This window comes from Leptospira vanthielii serovar Holland str. Waz Holland = ATCC 700522, from assembly GCF_000332455.1.
In the GTDB taxonomy this organism is placed as follows: Bacteria; Spirochaetota; Leptospiria; order Leptospirales; family Leptospiraceae; genus Leptospira_A; species Leptospira_A vanthielii.
The window spans coordinates 68,903-87,976 of record NZ_AOGY02000014.1 but is presented as its reverse complement, the minus strand read 5'-3'; the positions used below and the strand labels follow the sequence as shown (position 1 = coordinate 87,976).

Below are 19,074 nucleotides of genomic sequence, written 5' to 3'. Positions count from 1 at the left end.
TTATTTTTGTAAGTTAAGTTTTTTGATTCTATTCAGGAAAGTAAAACCTTAAGGTTTCGCTGTAAACACTTGCACAGCTTTAACTTTATCAATGTCATAAAACTTCTTATCTTTATAAAAAGAAGTCCCTGCACCCATATAGGTAAATTCGGGATTGAGGATATTTTTTCTATGACCTGGGGAATTAAACCAGGTTTCTACTACAGCTTTAGCTAAACTCAAATACGTATGGTTGGGGATGGGAGTTCCGGCTTTTGTATAACTAAAAAAAGGACTCCCGTTTTGGACAGGTGTGAATACAGCGCGTCCCCCTTGGTATTGGATTCCAAAAGAATTGATGATATTTTCTGCCGAGTAAGTGTCTGTTATACCCACCAAATCCAAACGATCACGTAAGGTTTCCTTCCCATTTACCGTACTTGTATGAGAATAAAAATCATAAGTTACCATATCTTGTGCATGTCCAAAGGCAGCTTGTTCACACTTTTCAGAATATTTAAAAGGACGAAGACCAAGAGATTTTCGCTCTTTAGAGGAAACATAAAAAATGGCAGCATTTAACAATGGATAATCGACTTTTGCAAAATCAATTGTTGAGTTTGCAGGAGCATAGGAGGGAAAAGTATCTTCTGTAAATGAATCATATTGTTCGACCTTCCACTTATCCGAATCAGGTAACTCTCTCCCATCTTCGATACTTTCCAAAAATGCTAAATTGGGATCCTGTGCTTCCACAACTTTTTCTACAGGTTCTGGTTTTTTCACTTCGACAACAGGAGTTTTTTTTACTTCAGGAGTTTTACAAACAAAGGTAAATAGACTCAGAACAAAAATAATGGCCAACGTTTGCGATTGAATTGTGGGAAGTTTTAATTTTAGTAACAAGTTCATAGAGTCTCCTATAGGTAACGATTGTAGTCTTGAACTACATTGTGGATTAGATTCTTTTCTTTATTAAAATGAATTGTTTTCGCTTCTTTGATTCCAGTTTCCCAGATAAACATAAATGGAATTCCAAATAGAGTAGAATGTTTTTGACGATACTTCTCGCGACCGATGAGTTTTTCGTTTAAATAAAAATCGGCTTGGAGAACTCTTTCTTTGGAGTAAATCGATGGTAAAAGTCCTACAGTACCTAACATAAATAATGTGGATATGGAAGATATCCAGAAATGTTCATACTCATTCACTTCGCTTGTATACAAATCGATATGGTGGCTGGCCCGGACACCGTCCGATAGAACACGCCCAAAATATCCGGTTTCCATTAGGTATTTTGTATAAATGGATGTAATCTCTCGTTTGGTTTTATCATTTTCGGGAGTGGATACTTTAATGGTAAGAATCGCAATTTGTTGTTTGAAGTCTGGCCTTGTGATGATGGGAACATCTTCGCTCATATAATTGTAACAAGAAAAAAGAAAAAATGGTACAAATACGGAGAAAAATCTAAGAGAACGAAACTTTCGCATAATTCGAAAGTAGAGTAATGGAAGTTGGGGAGAGGAAAAGTCTTTTTTTTAAAACTTAGAAAAATCGACAATCCCCAAGAGGTGTAAAATGAGTCCCCCGACAGTCACAAAGAAGGTCCATGCAATGATGGAAATGATGCCACCAACTTTTAACATCTCCAGACTTCTGATTCCACCATAACTGAAGGCCAAAGCATTGGGTGGTGTGGATACAGGGAGGGGCATGGCAAGGGATGCACCGATCGTGGCACCAATCGCAGCAGGCAAAATGAGATGAGCAGGTAAACCCATAGTAATGGGAAGGATTAAATTGGCGACACTGGTGTTACTTAAAAAACAGGAAAGGCCAAGAGAGAGAATGGAGAAAAATAAAAACAAACCCAATTGCCCTGAGTCACCTAACAAAAACAATTGAACAAAATGTTTTGCAAGCCCCGTCTCTTCAAATGCCTTACCGAGAGCAATTCCACCCCCCCATAAGAATGAGCACATCCCAAGAAAGGTTACGAAATTCTTTTAAATCTAAAAGTCGAAATCCAAAAAAAACAATCACTGGAAATAAGGCGACAGTTCCATTGGAGATTCCATGCCAATCAGAAGTAATCCAACCGAAAATAGTAATACTGATAATACCCAATGCAATGGAACGATCTCGTTTCGAAAGGGATAAATCTGTATCCATCACTTGGATGGAAAAGACAGAATTTCCAGATTTGTCTTTTTTTAAGTACACAATGTACAAAAGAATAGCAAGTGCAAAGACGGAAAGGATGAATACAGGGAAAGCAAATCCCATCCAATTTAAAAAACCAATTTCCAATCCTCTTTCTTGTAGATAACCAATTCCAATCACATTGGGAAGAGTTCCCACTGGTGTTCCAATTCCTCCTAAGTTGGCAGAAAAAGGAACCATGAAGAGAAGTGATTTTCGTAAAGGATTGTTCTCTTCCAACGACTTCATCATCGAAGAAACAAGACCCAACATCATGGCCGCAGTGGCAGTATTGTTCATGAAGCAGGATAAAAAGGCAGTGGCAAAACCTAAAGAAAGAACGAGTAAAAAGGCTGAACCTTTAGTTTTTTGAATCACAAACCGAGCAATAGAGGAATCCAATCCATAGGATGTGATTGCTGAAGAGATCACAAATCCACCTAAGAAAAGTAAAATGGTCTCTGAAAAATAACAGGAGAGGAAAGTAATCGTTTTTGGTGCCCCTGGCCCCCAAGCCGGAAGTAACCATACCAATTCCAAAAATAAAACTAAAAAACCGGTAACATAGAGAGGGAAAAGTTCTGTCACCCAAAGAAAGGAAACAAGTAAGGCAATTGCTAAATTGATCTCTTGTGGCCGAGTAAGACCAAGCCAGTTTTGGTACCAGCCGAAAAGGGCCGGAATGACAGCAAGACTTGAAAATACAATACCAGCTCTAATCATTGTGACTTGACGATTTATACTCTCCTGATACTTTTTCGATAGACTCGAATCGTTTCAAGCAAACAAATAAAGTGAGATTTCCCCTCGATTCGTAATGTTCATTTTTTATGCAAATAGCCTATAACGACTTAAAACAAGCAGTTCTGGGAAGCGGCCCAATGGGTATTATCATCGCTTCCGTTTTGGCACAGAAGTTCGACCCTATCACTCTCTGGATTCCAGACAAAGAATTGGTAGAAGTTCTAAAAAGACGACGCCAAACAGAGATTATGGGAAAGACCATCGATCTTCCTGACCACATTGATATAGTATCAAGTTTGGATTCTTTTGGTAGGGATGATTGGGTTTTCCATGTAGCTGTTCCTTCTCGGTCTTTTATGGATAGTGTTCATGCTCTCTTGGAAGTATTAGAACCTAGCAATAGTTATGTGTTTTCTTTTTTGACCAAAGGAATTCTGGATTCCAAAAACAGAAAAAAAACAGGGTTCATTACTTACTCGCAATATCTACAAAACTATTTAAAAGAGAGAAACTATTCCAATGCCTCGGTTGCTGTGGTCAACGGCCCTTCTCTACTCGGTGAAATTCTAGAAGAGAAACTTAGTTTCTTTAATATTGGATCTTATGAAAAGGAAACTTCCGTATACCTATCCGAAGTACTGGCTTCCAACTTCATCCACACATCGGTTACTGATGATGTGGTGGGAATGGAAATTGTAGGTGTAGCCAAAAACCCAATGGCTATTGCTAGTGGGATTGTATCACTCATGCCACGTTATGGATCCAACTTACTTGGAGAAATTCTATCTGTTGGATTTCAAGAAGTAAGAGACCTTGCGATGCGTTATGGAGCAAGGCCGGACACTGTGATGGGAAGGTCAGGCCTTGCCGATTTTATCACCACTGCCACAAGTAACAAAAGTCGAAACAGAGGATTTGGTCAAAAAATTGTCGGCGAACTTTTGTCAGGTGGCGAAAAACTGAGCATCAAAGATCGAATTGAAATTTTCTTTGCTCCAAGGTCCTTTATTGAAAGAGAATCCACAAAATGGCATGATAACGTAGAAGGAACGTATGCTCTCAGCATTCTTATCGAACTTGCCAATGAAATCCGGCTTCCTTTTACCTTACATAGAACTCTATTTGATGTTCTTACAAGAAAACAACCACCAGATGCTCTCGTAGATTTGATCTGTGGTAAAAAAACAGAATCAAAAAATATACCACTCGTTGTGCAGAAAAAAGTGGGACTCAACTTAACCTCTGGAATCGATTTCCAAAATCTGCTTGTCGATCGGATTTTAAAACATATCAGTAATGTTCCAGGAACAGTAACTCGAGTTAAAAAACAATCTTCAGCCGTCATTGAATCCACTCAAAAACGACTCACCAAAGCCACTCGAAAAAAACAAAAACTAGATGAAGTTAAATTTGAAGCAGAACTGGAAATTTGGCAACGATTCCAAAATTGCCAAAAAGATGAAGAGAATACTTTAGTTAAAGAGCTCGTTCGATTCTATGTAACAGAAATTGCAGACAACTATAGCCCAACCGTTCGCGAATCCATACTTCGTTTTGTGGCACCGATTCGTCTTTTCTCTGGTGGTTTTTTGAAAGGGTCAATGATTCCGCATATTGGTGGAAAAACAGAAGTAGTTAAGGCTCTCTCATCCAAATACAATCTATTGTATGCACCAACGCATAGATCTCACTTAGATTCGGTGGAAGTTGCTTATTCTTTATTCCATTTAGGATTACCTGTTCCTCGTTATGCGGCAGGAATCAATTTAATGTCCAATCCGTTTTGGGAATGGATGTTAAAGTCCCTCGGCGCATATGCCGTGGACCGGGAAAGAACAAGAAACAGTTTGTATTTAGACTGCCTCACTCTTTATTCACAAGTGATGTTAGAACAAGGAATTCCCTCCCTGGTTTATCCAGAGGGAACTCGTTCTCGCACAGGAGCCATAGTGCCAGTAAAAACTGGACTTTTGACAACGGCAGTGAATGCATTCCGTAGTTCAGGAACAGAGATAGTAATTGTTCCGATCTCGGTCTCCTATGAAACCGTTCCCGAAGACAATCAGTTCTGTAATATTCCAGAAGAGTTAGGAATGGCAGGTTTTCTTGCCAAACGATCCAATGTGTATGTAGAGTTTTGTGACCCGATTCCTATTTCTGAATATGCACACACTGAAGATCCAACTTTAGAGCTCAGTTACCGAATCACCAAAGGTTGGAAACAATACCATAAAATATTACCGAACCAAATTGTTGCCAAAATCCTAACAGAAAATGATTTTTCTATCGAACTCTCACAGAGTACAATGTTAGTTGAAGATTTTATTTCGCGTCACGATGGAAATTATCTAATTAAAGATCCAGTAGAAGTATGGGAAAAAGGTAGAAAGATTTTGGAAAAACGTAAGATGATCGAAGAATCCAATCGAGTGATTCATTCCAAAAATGACGCACTGCTTTTGTATTATGCGAGCATGATTCCAGAAGACGAAGATAAAAAATACTAGGTAACGATTTAAAGATCGTTATCCATTCTGGACGGGGAGCCTTCCCCGTTTACGAATGTAAACCGTCTTTTCTAATTTAGCAATGACTTCCCCTGCTTCATTTTTTACATCAGTGGTAAAAAGATAATCCCCTTTTTTCTTCACTTCGATTTCGTCTTTAATCCTTTGGATTTCAGAATCGGAAATTCGAAACTCAGCAATGGCCTTACCCATTCCCGGTTTTACAAAAATCATATTCCCAGCTTTGTCCCAAACAATATAATCGGATCCCAATCTTTCCAAAAGGATTAACATAAAAAAGGGATCGCACATAGAATACAATGATCCGCCGAAATGAACTCCCACATAATTTTTGTTATAGAATCGTAGATTCATTTCCGAACGAAAATAGGAAAAGTCTTTTGCAATTTCTTTGATGCGAATTCCAGCTCCAACGTAAGGAGGATAGAAGTTAAATAACCAAATTTTAAATCTTTTTTTCCAAGAAATCTTCTTCATCAAAGATTCGGTTCCTTTGGTTTTTGTTTCGAATTGATTAAATATACTGCGAGGATCGCTAAAGATCCTCCAATGATCACCGGAATTTGAATCACTTCATCCAAGATCAAAAAACTACTTAGATAAGCAGAGAGAGGAACAATAAAAATGAAACTACTCGCAATTTCTGATCCAAGTCTAGTTGCCGCATAAAAATAAACAGTGGTTCCAAAGGTGGTCGAAATCACTGTTAAATAAAAGATAGATGCCCAAAAATGGAACCCCAAATCCCATACTTTCCAAAAACTGGGATCATTAAAACAAAATAGGAGTTCAATGGTAGACCCGACCGCATATACATAAAAGCTATAAGTAATGGGAGACATGGATTTTCCTGTGGATTGGCTATTGAGGGAAAGTGTGGCCCATACAAAAGAACATAACAAAAAGAATAAATTACCAGATAACAATAAATAGTCGATACTAATCTTCCAAACTTGTAAAATCACAAGGCCACCAATAAATCCAAAAAACAAACCGATCACTTGTCGTTTCGAAATTCGTTTCTTTTGTACTAGCACAACGATAAAAAATGTAACAATTGGATTGAGAGTGGTGACAAGAACTCCACCGGCACCAGGGAGTCCGTTTTTTAGTCCCATAAAGAAGAATTGATTGTAAAAGGTATAAATGATTCCACCAATCAAAACATTCCAATAGTCTTTTCCCGTTTTGAGTTTAAAGGGAATCCGCATAACGAGAAGTAGAGGAATAACAGAAAGAAATGTGGCAAAAAATCTCCAAAACACCAAAACAGAAATGGGAACAGTTCCTGCGATCATTTTGCCAATGGGCCAAGAAATTCCCCAAGAAACCATGGCGAGTATGAGAAGGAGTAAAAATTTAAGGTTCAAATGTAGTTTCCTTTCAACAAAAAGTTGAGAACATAAGTGGTGCCAAAGGAAATAGGAATTCCAATACCCAACATAAGGCTTGCTAGATGAGGAGAAATATTTTTTTCAATGGTGATCACTGTGGATGTGACCATAGGAGCCATGGCCGATTCCAAAACAATCGTTTGGTAAAGTAACGAATCCTCTTTTAGCGGAGAGTAAATCCAATACACAAAGAGTGGTGCAAGGATGAGTTTAAACCCCAGTCCCAGAGCCAAAACTCTACCGTGACCTGCGATGGTTCTCATATCCAACATAAACCCTACTGATACTAAGGCAAGTGGTGTAAGAGTATCACCTAACCGGAGTAAAACTAATTTTAATGCTTCAGGGTAGGGGAATTGACGAGTGAGGCCAGCAACAAACAGAGCATAGATGGGCGCAAAACCCAGAACTCGTTTGATAAGTGTTGTTAGATCCCACTTTCCATCCATAGCAATGGATGCCAAAATGATTCCTGGAAAACTAAGAACCATAAAAGTTCCCAATTGATCCGCTAAAATTCCATATCCAAGGGATTCTTTTCCTAAATAGGTTTCGAGTAGCGGAAACCCAACAAATGAAGTATTGCCAAGACCAGCAGTTAACACCAAACAAACGGCAGTATGGAAAGTTAAAACCTTTAGTTTGTACAAACTAAGAAAAAAAACAACAGCAATTCCAAAGACAAACCATGGCATAGAGGAAGGCAAAAGGGATGTCGCATCTACTTTTAATTCATGAACATGATACAAAACTAGAGCGGGTAAAGATATAAACAGAATAAATCCATTTAACACTTTAGGAGTGGATTCTGGAAACTGGGGCAATCTCCGAAAAAATAACCCCAAACCAAAACAAATTCCCAACAGTAAAAAGTTTTCCATATTCTAAAAAGAAAGAAAGGTCTCTATGGCCTTAGGATCAAAAAATACACCCTCTTTTTGTCTCGGTGCTTCGAGTCCGTCACGGACCATCTCTGTATATCCATTGGCAAAGTGTAGATACTTTGTCGGTAGCTTCCTCTCGCTATCATGTGCTGCCTGTTCGATAAACTCAGCCAGTAAAAACACTTGGTAGGTGACATCGGCGATGTAGACTCGGTTCATATCCTTCCATTCTTTGGATTGGTTTTTCACAGAGTCTTCCAATTCTTTCCGTTTGGACTGGAACACAGAAAATGCATTTTTTAATTCGGGATACTCGTTTGCTTTCTTTGTTAAATCATCTAACAAAGTTTGGAATGCCGTATATACTTTTGGTTTTTGCAAAGCATGCAAACAATGATCGGTAATGATGAGATGTGTCCCTTCCCAAGTTTCATTGATGATGGAATCATTATGAAGGCGAGGGAGTGGAGAAAAGTCCCCAATGATCCCATTCCCACCGAGAGTGAGGATTGCTTTTTGTGTGATGTAACTTGCCTGCGAAGAAGATTTATACTTCATTAGGGGAACTGTAATCTCTGCGGCATCGTCACCCTTCTCGGCAAGATTGGCAGAGCGAAAGTTCACAAAACAATTTCCTGTTTGTAAAATTTGCATCTCCGCTAAGGTCTTGGTAAAGGAAGGAAATTCTAAAATCTTTTTCCCATAGGCAGTTCGATACTTTGCATATTCGGAAGCTTCCATCACAGACCTTCTAGCGTTACCACTAGAACCAAGCCCCACATGCAAACGAGAGGTTTTGATGATGTAACGAATGAGATTCACAAGTCCATGGCCTGGCCGGCCAAACTCTTCTGCTTCCACTCGGTCATAAATAATTTCTACAGTGAGTTTTCCTCTAGAACCAATGATGTCTTTTTTTCGTAAGATATGGTGTCCGTTAAGTTCTCCATTTTCTTTGATCCTCGGAACAAGAAACATACCCACAGTATTTGTTCCTTCCATCTTTGCGGTTGTAACCCAAAGGTCTCCGGGATTGGAACAAAACCATTTTTCACCAGTTAACTCCCATTTGCCGCTCGGAAGTTTTTTAGCAATCGTGCGGTTGGCAGAAACATTACTTCCTCCCACTCTTTCTGTTACATATTGGCCTGCCATAAAATGAGAAGAACTTCCCTTGCCCGCAACGAGTGGTAGGTATTTTTTCTTTTGTTCGTCTGTTCCAATTTTTTTAAGTGCTAAAATGATTCCATCTGTCATTGCCAATGGACAGGCAACTCCACCTTCTCCATTCATATTCATCAAATAGGTGAGCGCATAACGATGGATATGTGTGAAATCAAATTTCCATTCGGGATGGAAATCTAAATTCACCACACCATGGTCATACGAGATCTTTCGTGCTAATTTTTGTTCTTCTGAATATTTAATAAAATCGATTCGTTTGCCAGTTCGGTCATATTTAACAACCTCGCCGTATTTTCCTTCTTTGTGGCATTCTTCGGTGAGCTCATCCAAAATCCCACCCACAAGTTCCCCATACTTTCGGATATGGTCTTCCATCGCTTTTTTATGTTCTGGCGTATAGTTTTCCGAATAACGGCGAACCATTCTTTGTAAGGCGAGGTCCATTTCATAGAAATTTTTACCGCGAACTCCCTTGTATTCTGAGATATCGAACGGTTGTAAGGAAGGATGTTCTGAAATATGGTGGCTCATTCTTCCAGTTCAAAAAAAGGAATAGGATTCACTAGCAAAAAAGTCGCCCAGGTTTGAAATTGGTTCTAGAGTTGATTCTTTATGGTCCAAAGAGTGGAAACGAGAAAATCCAAACAAATTCTGCACGATGTGATCTTTGAATTGCAGAACGTTTCTGAGTCGATGTTATGGTTTTTGTCTTATGACCGGCTATCGGAACTTTTAGAAATCAGAAAGGAAGAATGCCTTCGTAAAGTTTATCAATTCAAATCCGCAAAACCGCAAATGACACTCTCCGGTGGGTTCCATGAAGTTGATGGGGATCTACTTGTGGATTTTCTCGCTTGGATTTTGGAGTTGGATGAAGTCGCAGAAGATTTTTTAAAAGGAGGAATCTTTTTTAGTGAACGTCCGTTATTTGAACTTCGTGAATCTTATAAATCACTCATCCAAAAAACAGTCGCCAACCACAAATTGGACCGCGAACTCATTTTACTTTTAACAGCAGCAACCGTGGATTTTGATGATGCCATTGATTCCTATTTGATGGATAAATTCGAAATCGATTTTTTTGTGAGAAGGTCCATCCACCAGTTTTTAGAAAAGTTCGAAATCCATTCCGAATTTGGTGCCGAAGAATTTTTATATGAATACTTAAAAAGCCTGATCCCCACAAAAATTTTGAACTTTCGAGACATCACTCGTGAATTTAGAGATAGAACCTATTATGAGTTATATGGTCGATTTCGAGAGGCCAAAAAGAAAAAGAAGAAAATTGTAAAAACAGTTTCTATCGAACTCAAAGACCTACTTGCCTTTTTTGATTTAGAACCTGGCGCCAACATCACCGATGTAAAAAAGAAATTCAAAGAACTCTTAAAAAAATACCATCCAGACATCAATAAAAAAGGGGAAGGGATGACAAAACGAATCATCCTCAAATACAATCGCCTTGTCGAACTTCTAGGAACCTAAACTTCCAATTTCCACCCGCATTCTATTTCAGTTTAATCTGAAAATGATACTTCACTCGAATTTCGTCCTTAGCTTTCATAAAAAGTAAAGAGGGATTTTCTAATTCATATTCAGAAAATTTTACAATTAAAGAGCCATCTATGTTTAATAAATTTGAATCCTCTGGACTTACAATGGCCTCTGTAGTAAATTCTTTTGTATTTCCATGGATGGTAAATTTGCCACGCACTGTATAGGTTTTCTCATTTACAATGTTTGCTGATTCAATTTTTACTAGGATGTTTGGTGAATCCGGATAACCAAGTATTTCTTGAATGTGTGAATCTCGATTACTGTCTCCAGAAGAAATCTTTAAAAGAGGAATTTTAATGAGAAAGGGAGACTTTAAGATGTATTTCTTTCCTATAAATTGAATGTTTGGTTCTTCAATTTGAATTTCTTCGCAAACACCTGTTACATTTTTTGTAGTATGTTCTACGTAAAACTCGATATTCTTTTTTACAACTTCGCTTGCGAAAATATTGTTAACAAAGAATAAGCTAATGAGAATACTTATTATTTTTTGATTCATAAAACATCCATACCCTAATTCATTAGACGTAAATTTTTATGGAGTTAGAAAAAGAAATATTCACAAAATAGAATGATTCTATTTTATACATACACAACCTAACGCTACTTATGTGATGATATAGGAATGGAACCTTTCCAAGTAGACACACCACTTCCATCAATGGGATAGGGTTTGCCTAAATATTTGGGTGGAGTCTCCCATTGGATGTCCCACCAAGCAAGGATTCTTGCGGGATATTCCCGAAACCCATAATACATTTCTTTTTTATAAGTTCGTAAATTACATTCATAACCGTATAACTCAAGTTCTAACTCTCTGCCTAAATAAATCGCCCTCGGTAAAAAGAAAGATTGGCTGACGAAGATGGCTTTTTTCACAAGGAAAACTTCTTTGGCGCGAATGAGAGTATCGAGTGTTCGAAATCCTGCGTGGTCCACAAATATATCTTCTGGTTTTACTTTGTATTTTAACATAAATTCCAACATGGGTCGAAGTTCATTGTAATCGGACTTACCGTTGTCCCCAGAAAGTAAGATTTTTTTGACTCTTCCCGTGTTGTATAAATCCAACCCGCAAGCCAGTCGGTCCATAAGAATGGGCGATGGCGTTTTTCCATAAACCGCAGCCCCTGGGACAATGGCAACTTCTGCTTCAGGGATTTCCATTGGTTGGTTCGAGTGGATGGAGGTTTGGTATACATACCAAAATTGTAAATTCGTTGCCAATGTGACAAAAACCAGAATCCCCAAAATCAAAGCAATCCCAAGAAATAGGGATTTCCACTTGACCCTTGAGAGGAATCGGAACGTCATATTTATGTAGGACACGCGGTTCGTCATGAAGAAGAAAATTAAAGAGATTACGTCTGTTTTTTCACAGGACAATCCGAAAATCAAGAAACAGATTGATAAGGTGAAAGAAAAAGGTCGCCAACGGATGACCATTCTTGTCATTCCTCATGGATACGATAGTTCTTTCCACTTCCAAATTTCTCATTTTACCATTCTATTCTTTTTGGCTCTGACTGTAGGGCTTCTTAGCCTTGCCATTTTTGGAATTTTTCGTTCGAGTAACACCCAAACACAAATCAACCAACTCTCCAAAATCTACAGAACTTATTTCGATACATACATTACTCACGCAAGCCAACTAGAAGAGATGAAAGAAGAGTATTCTAAACTCAATGAGAACATGTTGGAACTCTTTACTCTCATTGATGGAAGTGATGATGAACTTCTAAAAATTCCGACAGAGGATTGGATCGAAACATCAGCCGTCGAATCATTACAAAAAGAAGAAAAAGAAGACAAACAGTTGGACGTGGGTAGAAAATATTTAAATGAAATTTATGATCTTCGCCAACTAAAACACCGGATGGACAATTACCAACGTTTGGTGGAAGCAAATTACCAATTTTTATACCAACGTTCGGATATTTTATCTCGTTCCCCTCTTTTTAACCCCATGTATTCCTACAACCTAACTTCTCCCTTTGGTATGAGAAAATCACCTACCACTGGTTATTGGGAATATCATGACGGTTTGGATATGGCAAATGCCACCGGAACTCCTATTTATGCGTCGGCGCCAGGCAGAGTGGTTCGTGTTACTTATTCCAATGTAGGATACGGGCATCATGTGATCATACAACATGATTTCGGCTTTAGTACGTTATACGGCCACTGTTCACGAATTTATGTAAGAACCGGACAAGAGATCAAAGCCGGAGAACAAATTGCCGAAGTGGGTGCAACAGGAAACGTAACAGGTCCTCACTTACATTATGAAATTTTTATTTCCGAAGAAGGAAAAACAGATCCAGAACAATACATGCAAGCAGGGGTTTACTGATTGCCTAAAAAAGATAATCCTGTCAAACGAATCGCCGAACTTCACAAAGAGATTCGAAAACACAACGATCTTTACTATAAAGACAATACACCTAAAATTTCGGACAAAGAGTTTGATCTTTTAGTCAAAGAGTTACAGTCTCTTGAAAAAGCGAACCCCAGTTTGGCGACAGAGACTTCACCCACAGCACAAGTGGGATCTGATCTCTCTCCCCAATTCAGCAAGTTCAAACATAAAGTTCCAGTTTTATCTTTAGAAAATACTTATAATGAAACCGAACTCTCAGAATGGTTAGAAAAAACAGGCCTTGAAGAACTTTATTCCTTAGAATGGAAAATTGATGGCGCCTCTATCTTGTTATACTATGAAAACGGAAAACTCACCCATTGTGTAACGAGAGGTTCTGGTGGAATTGGTGATATTGTGACCGAAAATGTCAAAACCATAGACTCTATTCCGCAGAATTTATCTGAACCTTTAAACCTCTCCGTCCGCGGAGAAATCTTTATGACCTTCGCTGACTTTGAAGAGTTCAATGAAGAATATGGTGGAAAGTTTGCCAATCCAAGAAATTTAGCAGCAGGTTCCATCAAACAAAAAGATCCGAATGATGTCGCCAAACGTCCGTTGCGTATCTATGTTTATGACGTATATTTTTCCTCATCACGTAAAGGAATCAACCAACACAAAGACATCATAACTTTATTAAAAAAAGAAAAGTTTCCCCTCGCTCCTGACTCAGAGATCATCAAAGGAAAAAATCTTATCAAAGAAATTGAATCCTTCCGAAAGAAAAAAGACAAAATGCCATTCCCTGTCGATGGACTTGTGATCAAACTCGATGACCTGAACCTTCGCGAAAACCTGGGCGAAACAAGCCAATCACCCCGCTGGGCCCGAGCCTTTAAATTCGATGCTTTACTCAAAGAAACCACCATTGAAGAGATTGATTTTGCCATTGGCCGAACAGGAAAAATCACACCAAGAGCCAAAGTCACACCCATCTCTCTTGCAGGAACCACTGTCACTTATGCCACCTTACACAACCAAGACTATATAGACCAACTAGGTGCAGGAATCGGTGCAAAAGTTCTTATCTCCAAACGTGGAGAAATCATTCCCGCCGTGGAAAAAGTAACTGTTCCTCCAAAAGCTGTTTTTGTTTTACCCAAAGAATGTCCATCTTGCAAAACCAAACTAACAAAAGTAGACGACTCTGTTGATTTTTTCTGTACCAATCGCAACTGCCCTGAACGAAAACTAAACCAACTCATTTTCTTTTGTTCCAAAAAACAAATGAACATCGAAGGCCTCGGCGAAAAACAAATCCAAGTTTTTTTTGAAAAAGGTTGGGTTAAAGACATATCCGATCTATATACATTAGAAAAATATAAAACAGCAATACTCCAGTTAGATGGTTTCGCCGAAAAGTCAGTGAAAATCATTTTTGATGCCATTGAAAAATCCAAAGAAAAGGATTTTCGTTTTACCTTACCTTCCATTGGCCTAAATGAAGTGGGCCCCAAGGTCACAGAAATCCTCATTGAACACGGATTTGATTCTTGGGAAAAACTCCTCACCCTTGCCAAATCCAAAACTGCGAAAGAAGAATTAACTTCCATTCACGGGATTGGCCCCCGAACTATCGATGCCCTCCTCACTCATCTAAAAGATAAAGAAACACTTAAACTTGTAAAAACTCTGATCAAACTTGGACTAAAATTCCAAGCCGACGAAACCGAAAAAAGCGACATACAACCGTTTGTTGGCCAAAGTTGGTGTGTGACCGGTAGTTTCGAAAATTTCCAACCTCGAGACATCGCCATGGACCTCATCACCAAACACGGTGGCAAAAAAGTTTCCGGTGTCTCCTCCAAAACTACCCACCTTCTTTATGGCCCCGGAGCTGGCTCCAAATTAGAAAAGGCCACCGAACTCGGCGTCACTTTAGTTTCCGAACCAGAATTTTTAAACCTTTTGAAAAAAGCAGGAATCCCATTACTCTTCTAGAATCGGAGCGTTCATGTTAAGGAAACAGGGAATGTCGGTTTCGTTTCTGGATTCTACGGCAAAACCAGGACTTATGGCTCTTACGAAATCCTTTGCAAGAGAATAGGCCTCGAGAAATATCTAAGTGAGAACATCCATCACCTGCCGGTCATTTTTTTCAAACACTGTCAAGTATGAAAAAACTACCGGTGAGTATCCGCTATTCGCTTAACCTACGGATTATGGGTGTTAACTGTGATTCGTTAAGCAACTGGCAGATAAAATTAGCTTGACTATGATTAAATTTTATTTACTGAGAAGTTGTATAATTTAAACAAATTTCACCTAACTTTTATTAACATAGATGAAGATTCATTGATACCGAAGCAGATGTGGGCGAAAATCCAATAGTTATATTCGATCGATTTAACCAAATTCCCGCTATCTATAAAAACACGATAGCGATTTGGCCAAATCTGAATTTTCAATGGATTGAAGATCGCTTTTGGGTTTGGATTCATTATGCTGCCACCGAACTTGGACGAGGCGAATTCTTTGAAGCCATTGATTTTTTAGCAGCGAGTCTTACCAAACAAAAGGCTGCCGAAAAAGAAAGCATTCAATATAATAGCCGTTAAACTATAGAAAAGTTCTCTAGAATACTCTGGCAAGGATCTAAATAGTTAAAACAATAAAAGACCAAACTGCAAAAGAATAACGACAAACAGACGGAACCGATTAGAACAAAAATAGAGAATCCAATCACCATTATATTTTTTCTGTTCCATTGAAATCCTTTTCCATTCTACTAACCGATCCTAGACGAATATCCGCTATTCGTATAAAACATAATTTGATCCTCCTCGCCCTAAAAACCCAACGATTCGAGTATTTAAGTGACATAACTCTTCCCTCCCCTGATCCTACTATTTTTTCTATCCCCAACTCAATTTCGTCCTTGACATGCAGGCATTTACCTGCACAATGATTCTTGCATGTCGCAAGAAATCGAAGGGGCAGATAAAGTATTTAAGGCGCTCGCAGATGCGAGTCGTAGGAAAGTGCTCGATCTTCTCTATACCGAGAATGGCCAAACCCTCTCGGCTCTTTGCGAAAGGCTCGATATGCAAAGACAATCGGCAACACAACATATAGAAGTTCTCATTAGTGCCAATTTGGTATCGGTCGTTTGGAAAGGGAGAGAGAAACTTCACTTCATCAATCCCATACCGATTCACGAGGTCTATGAACGTTGGGTTCGCAAATTTGAAAAAAATCGCTTAGGGTTTTTATATGACCTGAAAGTGCAACTTGAAGGAGAAAACGATGGAAAAAAATAGCTTTGTCTATGTGACTTATATACTCACCACACCGGAGAAGGTCTGGAATGCAATCATTGATCCAGAAATAACATCTCAGTATTGGCTTGATCCATTAGCAAAGAATCCAGCACATATCAATGTTTCAGATTGGAAACCAGGTTCAGTTTGGAAACATGAAAAAGTGGATGAAACAAAAACAGTTGATATCATAGGTAAGGTTGTTGAAAGTTCACCTCCCCATCGTTTGGTGCTTACCTGGGCTCGTCCCAATGAAATGGAAGAAGAATCAAAACATGCTCGTGTAACATTTGCTATTGAACCTTATGCAAATGGATTGGTTCGTTTGGTGGTGACACATGAAGATCTAGATCCACAGATGCTGGCAGGGATCTCAAGTGGTTGGCCAAGTGTTCTATCGAACCTCAAAACCTTCTTGGAATCAGGTCACCCTCTGGCACATCATCTACCGGTGACTTAAATGCATTCTCATATTGAAGATACAATGTTTATAAAACTTATTTATGGAGAATTAAAATGAATCTACCCTATTCAGGCGGATGCGCTTGCGGTGTTATCCGTTACCACATTTCTGATGAACCAATCTTTATGAATGATTGCCAATGCAAAGACTGCCAACGAATGAGTGGCACAGGCCACGGATCGTATCTTACCTTTCCCTCTCGAACTTCGGTAAAACTCGAAGGAGGAACCTCACATTTTGATAGGATTGGAGACAGTGGCAATACCAAAACTAGTAACTTTTGTCCCAAATGTGGTTCCCCCGTTTATATGACGTTTGCTGCTATGCCAACCCTGTTCACGGTGCACGCCACAAGTCTTGATGATCCCACTCGATACAAACCACAAGCAGTTACATACACTGTGAGTGGATTCCCTTGGGACCATCTCAACCCAGCCCTTCCTAAATTTGAAAAGATGCCAAAAACTTAAATAGTTGAGGTGAGTAAAAAATTATCATTCTTCTGCCATTGCCATTCTAGCGAGAACAAGGTTGTATAGAGGAATGATTTACGTGGGCGCCTCGAATCTGTTATTTGATTAGAATTCTTTTTTATACCGACCGCGCTATTCGCTCCAATCTTTCGCTTCTGCGAAAGGATTTCCGCTTCTATCGCTGGCGTTTGCATTGGAGAGATTACGGAGCATTCCTCAAGTTTGTATTGAGAAACATCGGATTGGATATAGGGAGAAAGGTTCCTCGTGAATTTTTCTTGCCTTCTGTCAAGCTTCAAGATAGCAGCAGCGAATATACGCAATGCGCTTAAACTTCAGAACATGGGAAATAAACGTAATGCATGTATTCGCCGAGCTACAAAATAAATTTGACTTTTGAGGAAATGTTGTTAGGGGCACGGAGATGATTCAAACATTTGGACTAACTTTTTTTATCATTATAAAAGTTTGAATGTTCCGTTTGCCTGCATTTACCTCAGAATCATGGGGCTTCTCTCTCATCTCTTTTCTGCTGCAATCAAGCCAGAATATAACAGGAACTAACAAGAAGCAGCTAAAGAAAATCATAAGAATTATTTGATTTTGTTTTTCCAATGAATTATTATTTGGGGCATTCATTTATGAATTGATACCCCCAACTTTATATCAACACCCACTAACTCATCGGATAATAAAAATGTACCACATCTTCTGCACGACCACCAGCTAACTTATAAAAATCAATGGCATAAATAGTTAAACGTCTTTATTTCAGCCGTTCCAAAACTCCCTTTCGTTTCACAATGTTTTTATAATCCCATTGGATTTTTTTGGATTGGCCGAGCCAACGTTTCAGGTCTTTTTTATTGATTTGGCTGACATCCGTATAACGAACTTCAGCCGCTTTAAAACTCCCCTCCGGGTCTAACCCTTTCACTTCAAAAGTTTGCCCACTCCAAAAAAGAAGACGAATACAATTCTTTAGTTTACTATAACCAACAATGGGATTTCCGTCCAAAAACCAAACAGGGTGCGCATGCCAAATTTTATTTTCTGCTTTCGGAAGATGTAAATTGATTTCCTCATAGAGAAAATTACAGATTTCTCTTTCCGCAGGTGATTGGGACTTATTGTATGTTTCAATCTCTTGACTCATTGGTATCCTTTTCCTAGCTAATTTAGCAGAATGTTCTCTCGATTCAAAAGTAAAATATATGATAAAATTTCCAATATGGATCGAAGAGTCGCAAAATCATAGAATTTCTAAATGCAGAATCTTACGCACAGCTACATAAACAATCCTATGTAGCTGTGCGTATAAAAAATTTAAAACTATTTACAATTTTTCTTAAGTGTCGAAACAACTTTTACATCAACGGTTGGCCAAAGTTTGCTTACCCCATCAGAACCTTTATGTAAGTCATTACATTCAACATTTAACTTACCAAGTCCTGTTTGTAAACCAAGCGTCACTACATCCACAGTTCCTGTAACTTCGACCAAATCATCTTTCCAAATAAAGTTTACCGGTACAGATGTTTTAGAGTTTCCGAATCTCAAATTTAATTTTGCGGTTCCTGTTTCCCCGGCAGTAATCTCAGAAAAGGTACCCGAGATTTTTTTATTTCCTTTTACGGAACCAAAAAAGAATTTTTTAATTTTACCATCTCGGTCAGGTACTCCTGAGTTGACCGAGGAAGAATCAATTTGAAATTGTAAAGACTTTACAGCACCGAACTTTGATTTGTCTTTTTGTTTACCAACTACTTTGATCGAATCAAATTTACCCTTAACACCTGTTTTCTCTGTAAACTTGAACGCTGTCCACTCTAAAGAGGTTTGCGAGGGGTCGTATTCGTATGTGCAATTTTCTTCTGCAGTCAACTGTGCCACTGCGCTGAGTGTGATTAGTACCAAAATCGAATGAATAATTTTCATAGAAACCTCTACTAGAAAATAGAAAATGTAGAACTACGTTTT

At 38.7% G+C, this 19,074-nt stretch carries 18 protein-coding genes and 1 pseudogene; 8 read left to right on the top strand and 11 right to left on the bottom strand.

Features of this window, described 5'->3' with window-relative positions; all coding sequences use genetic code 11:
- Positions 1 to 48: 48 nt before the first annotated feature.
- From LEP1GSC199_RS02675 to LEP1GSC199_RS02665, 3 genes and pseudogenes are all read right to left on the bottom strand, one after another.
- Complete coding sequence (locus tag LEP1GSC199_RS02675; protein ID WP_002976887.1) at positions 49 to 891, bottom strand: CAP domain-containing protein; 843 nt, start codon at positions 889 to 891, stop codon at positions 49 to 51.
- Between the two features lie 8 nt (positions 892 to 899).
- Complete coding sequence (locus tag LEP1GSC199_RS02670; RefSeq protein WP_002977272.1) at positions 900 to 1,472, bottom strand: hypothetical protein; 573 nt, start codon at positions 1,470 to 1,472, stop codon at positions 900 to 902.
- Between the two features lie 48 nt (positions 1,473 to 1,520).
- Positions 1,521 to 2,907, bottom strand: a pseudogene (locus tag LEP1GSC199_RS02665) (SLC13 family permease).
- A gap of 107 nt (positions 2,908 to 3,014) precedes the next feature.
- Here LEP1GSC199_RS02665 and LEP1GSC199_RS02660 point away from each other — a divergent pair.
- Positions 3,015 to 5,435 (top strand): 1-acyl-sn-glycerol-3-phosphate acyltransferase, encoded by a 2,421-nt coding sequence (locus LEP1GSC199_RS02660; protein WP_083901905.1) that lies wholly within the window; start codon positions 3,015 to 3,017, stop codon positions 5,433 to 5,435.
- A gap of 18 nt (positions 5,436 to 5,453) precedes the next feature.
- On the opposite strand, the gene LEP1GSC199_RS02655 is transcribed toward LEP1GSC199_RS02660, so the two are convergent.
- Genes LEP1GSC199_RS02655 through LEP1GSC199_RS02640 form a run of 4 tightly spaced genes read right to left on the bottom strand, consistent with a single transcriptional unit; the run spans position 5,454 to position 9,450 of the window.
- Entirely contained in the window at positions 5,454 to 5,933 is a 480-nt protein-coding gene (locus tag LEP1GSC199_RS02655) for a DUF4442 domain-containing protein (protein WP_002976800.1), read from the bottom strand.
- The gene (locus LEP1GSC199_RS02650) at positions 5,933 to 6,826 is read right to left on the bottom strand and encodes a DMT family transporter (protein WP_002977127.1); all 894 of its coding nucleotides are present in this window, start codon (positions 6,824 to 6,826) and stop codon (positions 5,933 to 5,935) included. The genes LEP1GSC199_RS02655 and LEP1GSC199_RS02650 overlap by 1 nt, the downstream gene beginning before the upstream one ends.
- Positions 6,823 to 7,731, bottom strand: coding sequence for an AEC family transporter (locus tag LEP1GSC199_RS02645; protein WP_039925868.1), 909 nt, complete (start codon positions 7,729 to 7,731; stop codon positions 6,823 to 6,825). The genes LEP1GSC199_RS02650 and LEP1GSC199_RS02645 overlap by 4 nt, the downstream gene beginning before the upstream one ends.
- 3 nt (positions 7,732 to 7,734) lie before the next feature.
- The gene (locus LEP1GSC199_RS02640; RefSeq protein WP_002977211.1) at positions 7,735 to 9,450 is read right to left on the bottom strand and encodes an acyl-CoA dehydrogenase family protein; all 1,716 of its coding nucleotides are present in this window, start codon (positions 9,448 to 9,450) and stop codon (positions 7,735 to 7,737) included.
- 81 nt (positions 9,451 to 9,531) lie between these two features.
- Here LEP1GSC199_RS02640 and LEP1GSC199_RS02635 point away from each other — a divergent pair, with 81 nt between their 5' ends.
- The gene (locus LEP1GSC199_RS02635) at positions 9,532 to 10,404 is read left to right on the top strand and encodes a hypothetical protein (protein WP_002976966.1); all 873 of its coding nucleotides are present in this window, start codon (positions 9,532 to 9,534) and stop codon (positions 10,402 to 10,404) included.
- 22 nt (positions 10,405 to 10,426) lie between these two features.
- Here the strand turns inward: LEP1GSC199_RS02635 and LEP1GSC199_RS02630 are convergent, their stop codons facing one another.
- Positions 10,427 to 10,975, bottom strand: coding sequence for a YceI family protein (locus tag LEP1GSC199_RS02630; RefSeq protein WP_002976826.1), 549 nt, complete (start codon positions 10,973 to 10,975; stop codon positions 10,427 to 10,429).
- Positions 10,976 to 11,079: 104 nt separating this feature from the next.
- Complete coding sequence (locus LEP1GSC199_RS02625) at positions 11,080 to 11,790, bottom strand: SanA/YdcF family protein (protein WP_002977110.1); 711 nt, start codon at positions 11,788 to 11,790, stop codon at positions 11,080 to 11,082.
- Positions 11,791 to 11,815: 25 nt separating this feature from the next.
- Between LEP1GSC199_RS02625 and LEP1GSC199_RS02620 the strand changes: the two genes are divergently transcribed.
- The 6 genes from LEP1GSC199_RS02620 to LEP1GSC199_RS02595 all read left to right on the top strand — a co-directional run bounded on the left by LEP1GSC199_RS02620 (position 11,816) and on the right by LEP1GSC199_RS02595 (position 17,091).
- Positions 11,816 to 12,829 carry a M23 family metallopeptidase gene (locus LEP1GSC199_RS02620; protein ID WP_002977294.1) on the top strand — a complete coding sequence of 338 codons (1,014 nt, stop codon included), beginning with the start codon at positions 11,816 to 11,818 and terminating at the stop codon, positions 12,827 to 12,829.
- Positions 12,830 to 14,839, top strand: coding sequence for an NAD-dependent DNA ligase LigA (gene ligA, locus LEP1GSC199_RS02615; RefSeq protein WP_002977100.1), 2,010 nt, complete (start codon positions 12,830 to 12,832; stop codon positions 14,837 to 14,839).
- 371 nt (positions 14,840 to 15,210) lie between these two features.
- The gene (locus LEP1GSC199_RS02610) at positions 15,211 to 15,456 is read left to right on the top strand and encodes a hypothetical protein (protein WP_002976962.1); all 246 of its coding nucleotides are present in this window, start codon (positions 15,211 to 15,213) and stop codon (positions 15,454 to 15,456) included.
- A gap of 357 nt (positions 15,457 to 15,813) precedes the next feature.
- Positions 15,814 to 16,158: an ArsR/SmtB family transcription factor gene (locus LEP1GSC199_RS02605; protein WP_002976787.1), complete on the top strand. Its 345-nt coding sequence runs from the start codon at positions 15,814 to 15,816 to the stop codon at positions 16,156 to 16,158.
- Complete coding sequence (locus tag LEP1GSC199_RS02600) at positions 16,145 to 16,618, top strand: SRPBCC family protein (protein ID WP_002977136.1); 474 nt, start codon at positions 16,145 to 16,147, stop codon at positions 16,616 to 16,618. The genes LEP1GSC199_RS02605 and LEP1GSC199_RS02600 overlap by 14 nt, the downstream gene beginning before the upstream one ends.
- Positions 16,619 to 16,674: 56 nt before the next feature.
- Positions 16,675 to 17,091: a GFA family protein gene (locus LEP1GSC199_RS02595; protein WP_002977182.1), complete on the top strand. Its 417-nt coding sequence runs from the start codon at positions 16,675 to 16,677 to the stop codon at positions 17,089 to 17,091.
- Positions 17,092 to 17,860: 769 nt separating this feature from the next.
- On the opposite strand, the gene LEP1GSC199_RS02580 is transcribed toward LEP1GSC199_RS02595, so the two are convergent.
- Both LEP1GSC199_RS02580 and LEP1GSC199_RS02575 read right to left on the bottom strand, forming a co-directional pair.
- Positions 17,861 to 18,250, bottom strand: coding sequence for a DUF1801 domain-containing protein (locus tag LEP1GSC199_RS02580; RefSeq protein WP_002977163.1), 390 nt, complete (start codon positions 18,248 to 18,250; stop codon positions 17,861 to 17,863).
- 176 nt (positions 18,251 to 18,426) lie between these two features.
- Positions 18,427 to 19,032: a YceI family protein gene (locus LEP1GSC199_RS02575; RefSeq protein ID WP_002977027.1), complete on the bottom strand. Its 606-nt coding sequence runs from the start codon at positions 19,030 to 19,032 to the stop codon at positions 18,427 to 18,429.
- Positions 19,033 to 19,074 lie beyond the last annotated feature (42 nt).

Bases quoted from the DNA above. Each gene is read 5' to 3' on its own strand.
- LEP1GSC199_RS02675 (WP_002976887.1), bottom strand. From the start codon at position 891: ATGAACTTGTTACTAAAATTAAAACTTCCCACAATTCAATCGCAAACG.
- LEP1GSC199_RS02670 (WP_002977272.1), bottom strand. From the start codon at position 1,472: ATGCGAAAGTTTCGTTCTCTTAGATTTTTCTCCGTATTTGTACCATTT.
- LEP1GSC199_RS02660 (WP_083901905.1), top strand. From the start codon at position 3,015: ATGCAAATAGCCTATAACGACTTAAAACAAGCAGTTCTGGGAAGCGGC.
- LEP1GSC199_RS02655 (WP_002976800.1), bottom strand. From the start codon at position 5,933: ATGAAGAAGATTTCTTGGAAAAAAAGATTTAAAATTTGGTTATTTAAC.
- LEP1GSC199_RS02645 (WP_039925868.1), bottom strand. From the start codon at position 7,731: ATGGAAAACTTTTTACTGTTGGGAATTTGTTTTGGTTTGGGGTTATTT.
- LEP1GSC199_RS02640 (WP_002977211.1), bottom strand. From the start codon at position 9,450: ATGAGCCACCATATTTCAGAACATCCTTCCTTACAACCGTTCGATATC.
- LEP1GSC199_RS02635 (WP_002976966.1), top strand. From the start codon at position 9,532: ATGGTCCAAAGAGTGGAAACGAGAAAATCCAAACAAATTCTGCACGAT.
- LEP1GSC199_RS02630 (WP_002976826.1), bottom strand. From the start codon at position 10,975: ATGAATCAAAAAATAATAAGTATTCTCATTAGCTTATTCTTTGTTAAC.
- LEP1GSC199_RS02625 (WP_002977110.1), bottom strand. From the start codon at position 11,790: ATGACGTTCCGATTCCTCTCAAGGGTCAAGTGGAAATCCCTATTTCTT.
- LEP1GSC199_RS02620 (WP_002977294.1), top strand. From the start codon at position 11,816: ATGAAGAAGAAAATTAAAGAGATTACGTCTGTTTTTTCACAGGACAAT.
- LEP1GSC199_RS02605 (WP_002976787.1), top strand. From the start codon at position 15,814: ATGTCGCAAGAAATCGAAGGGGCAGATAAAGTATTTAAGGCGCTCGCA.
- LEP1GSC199_RS02600 (WP_002977136.1), top strand. From the start codon at position 16,145: ATGGAAAAAAATAGCTTTGTCTATGTGACTTATATACTCACCACACCG.
- LEP1GSC199_RS02595 (WP_002977182.1), top strand. From the start codon at position 16,675: ATGAATCTACCCTATTCAGGCGGATGCGCTTGCGGTGTTATCCGTTAC.
- LEP1GSC199_RS02580 (WP_002977163.1), bottom strand. From the start codon at position 18,250: ATGAGTCAAGAGATTGAAACATACAATAAGTCCCAATCACCTGCGGAA.
- LEP1GSC199_RS02575 (WP_002977027.1), bottom strand. From the start codon at position 19,032: ATGAAAATTATTCATTCGATTTTGGTACTAATCACACTCAGCGCAGTG.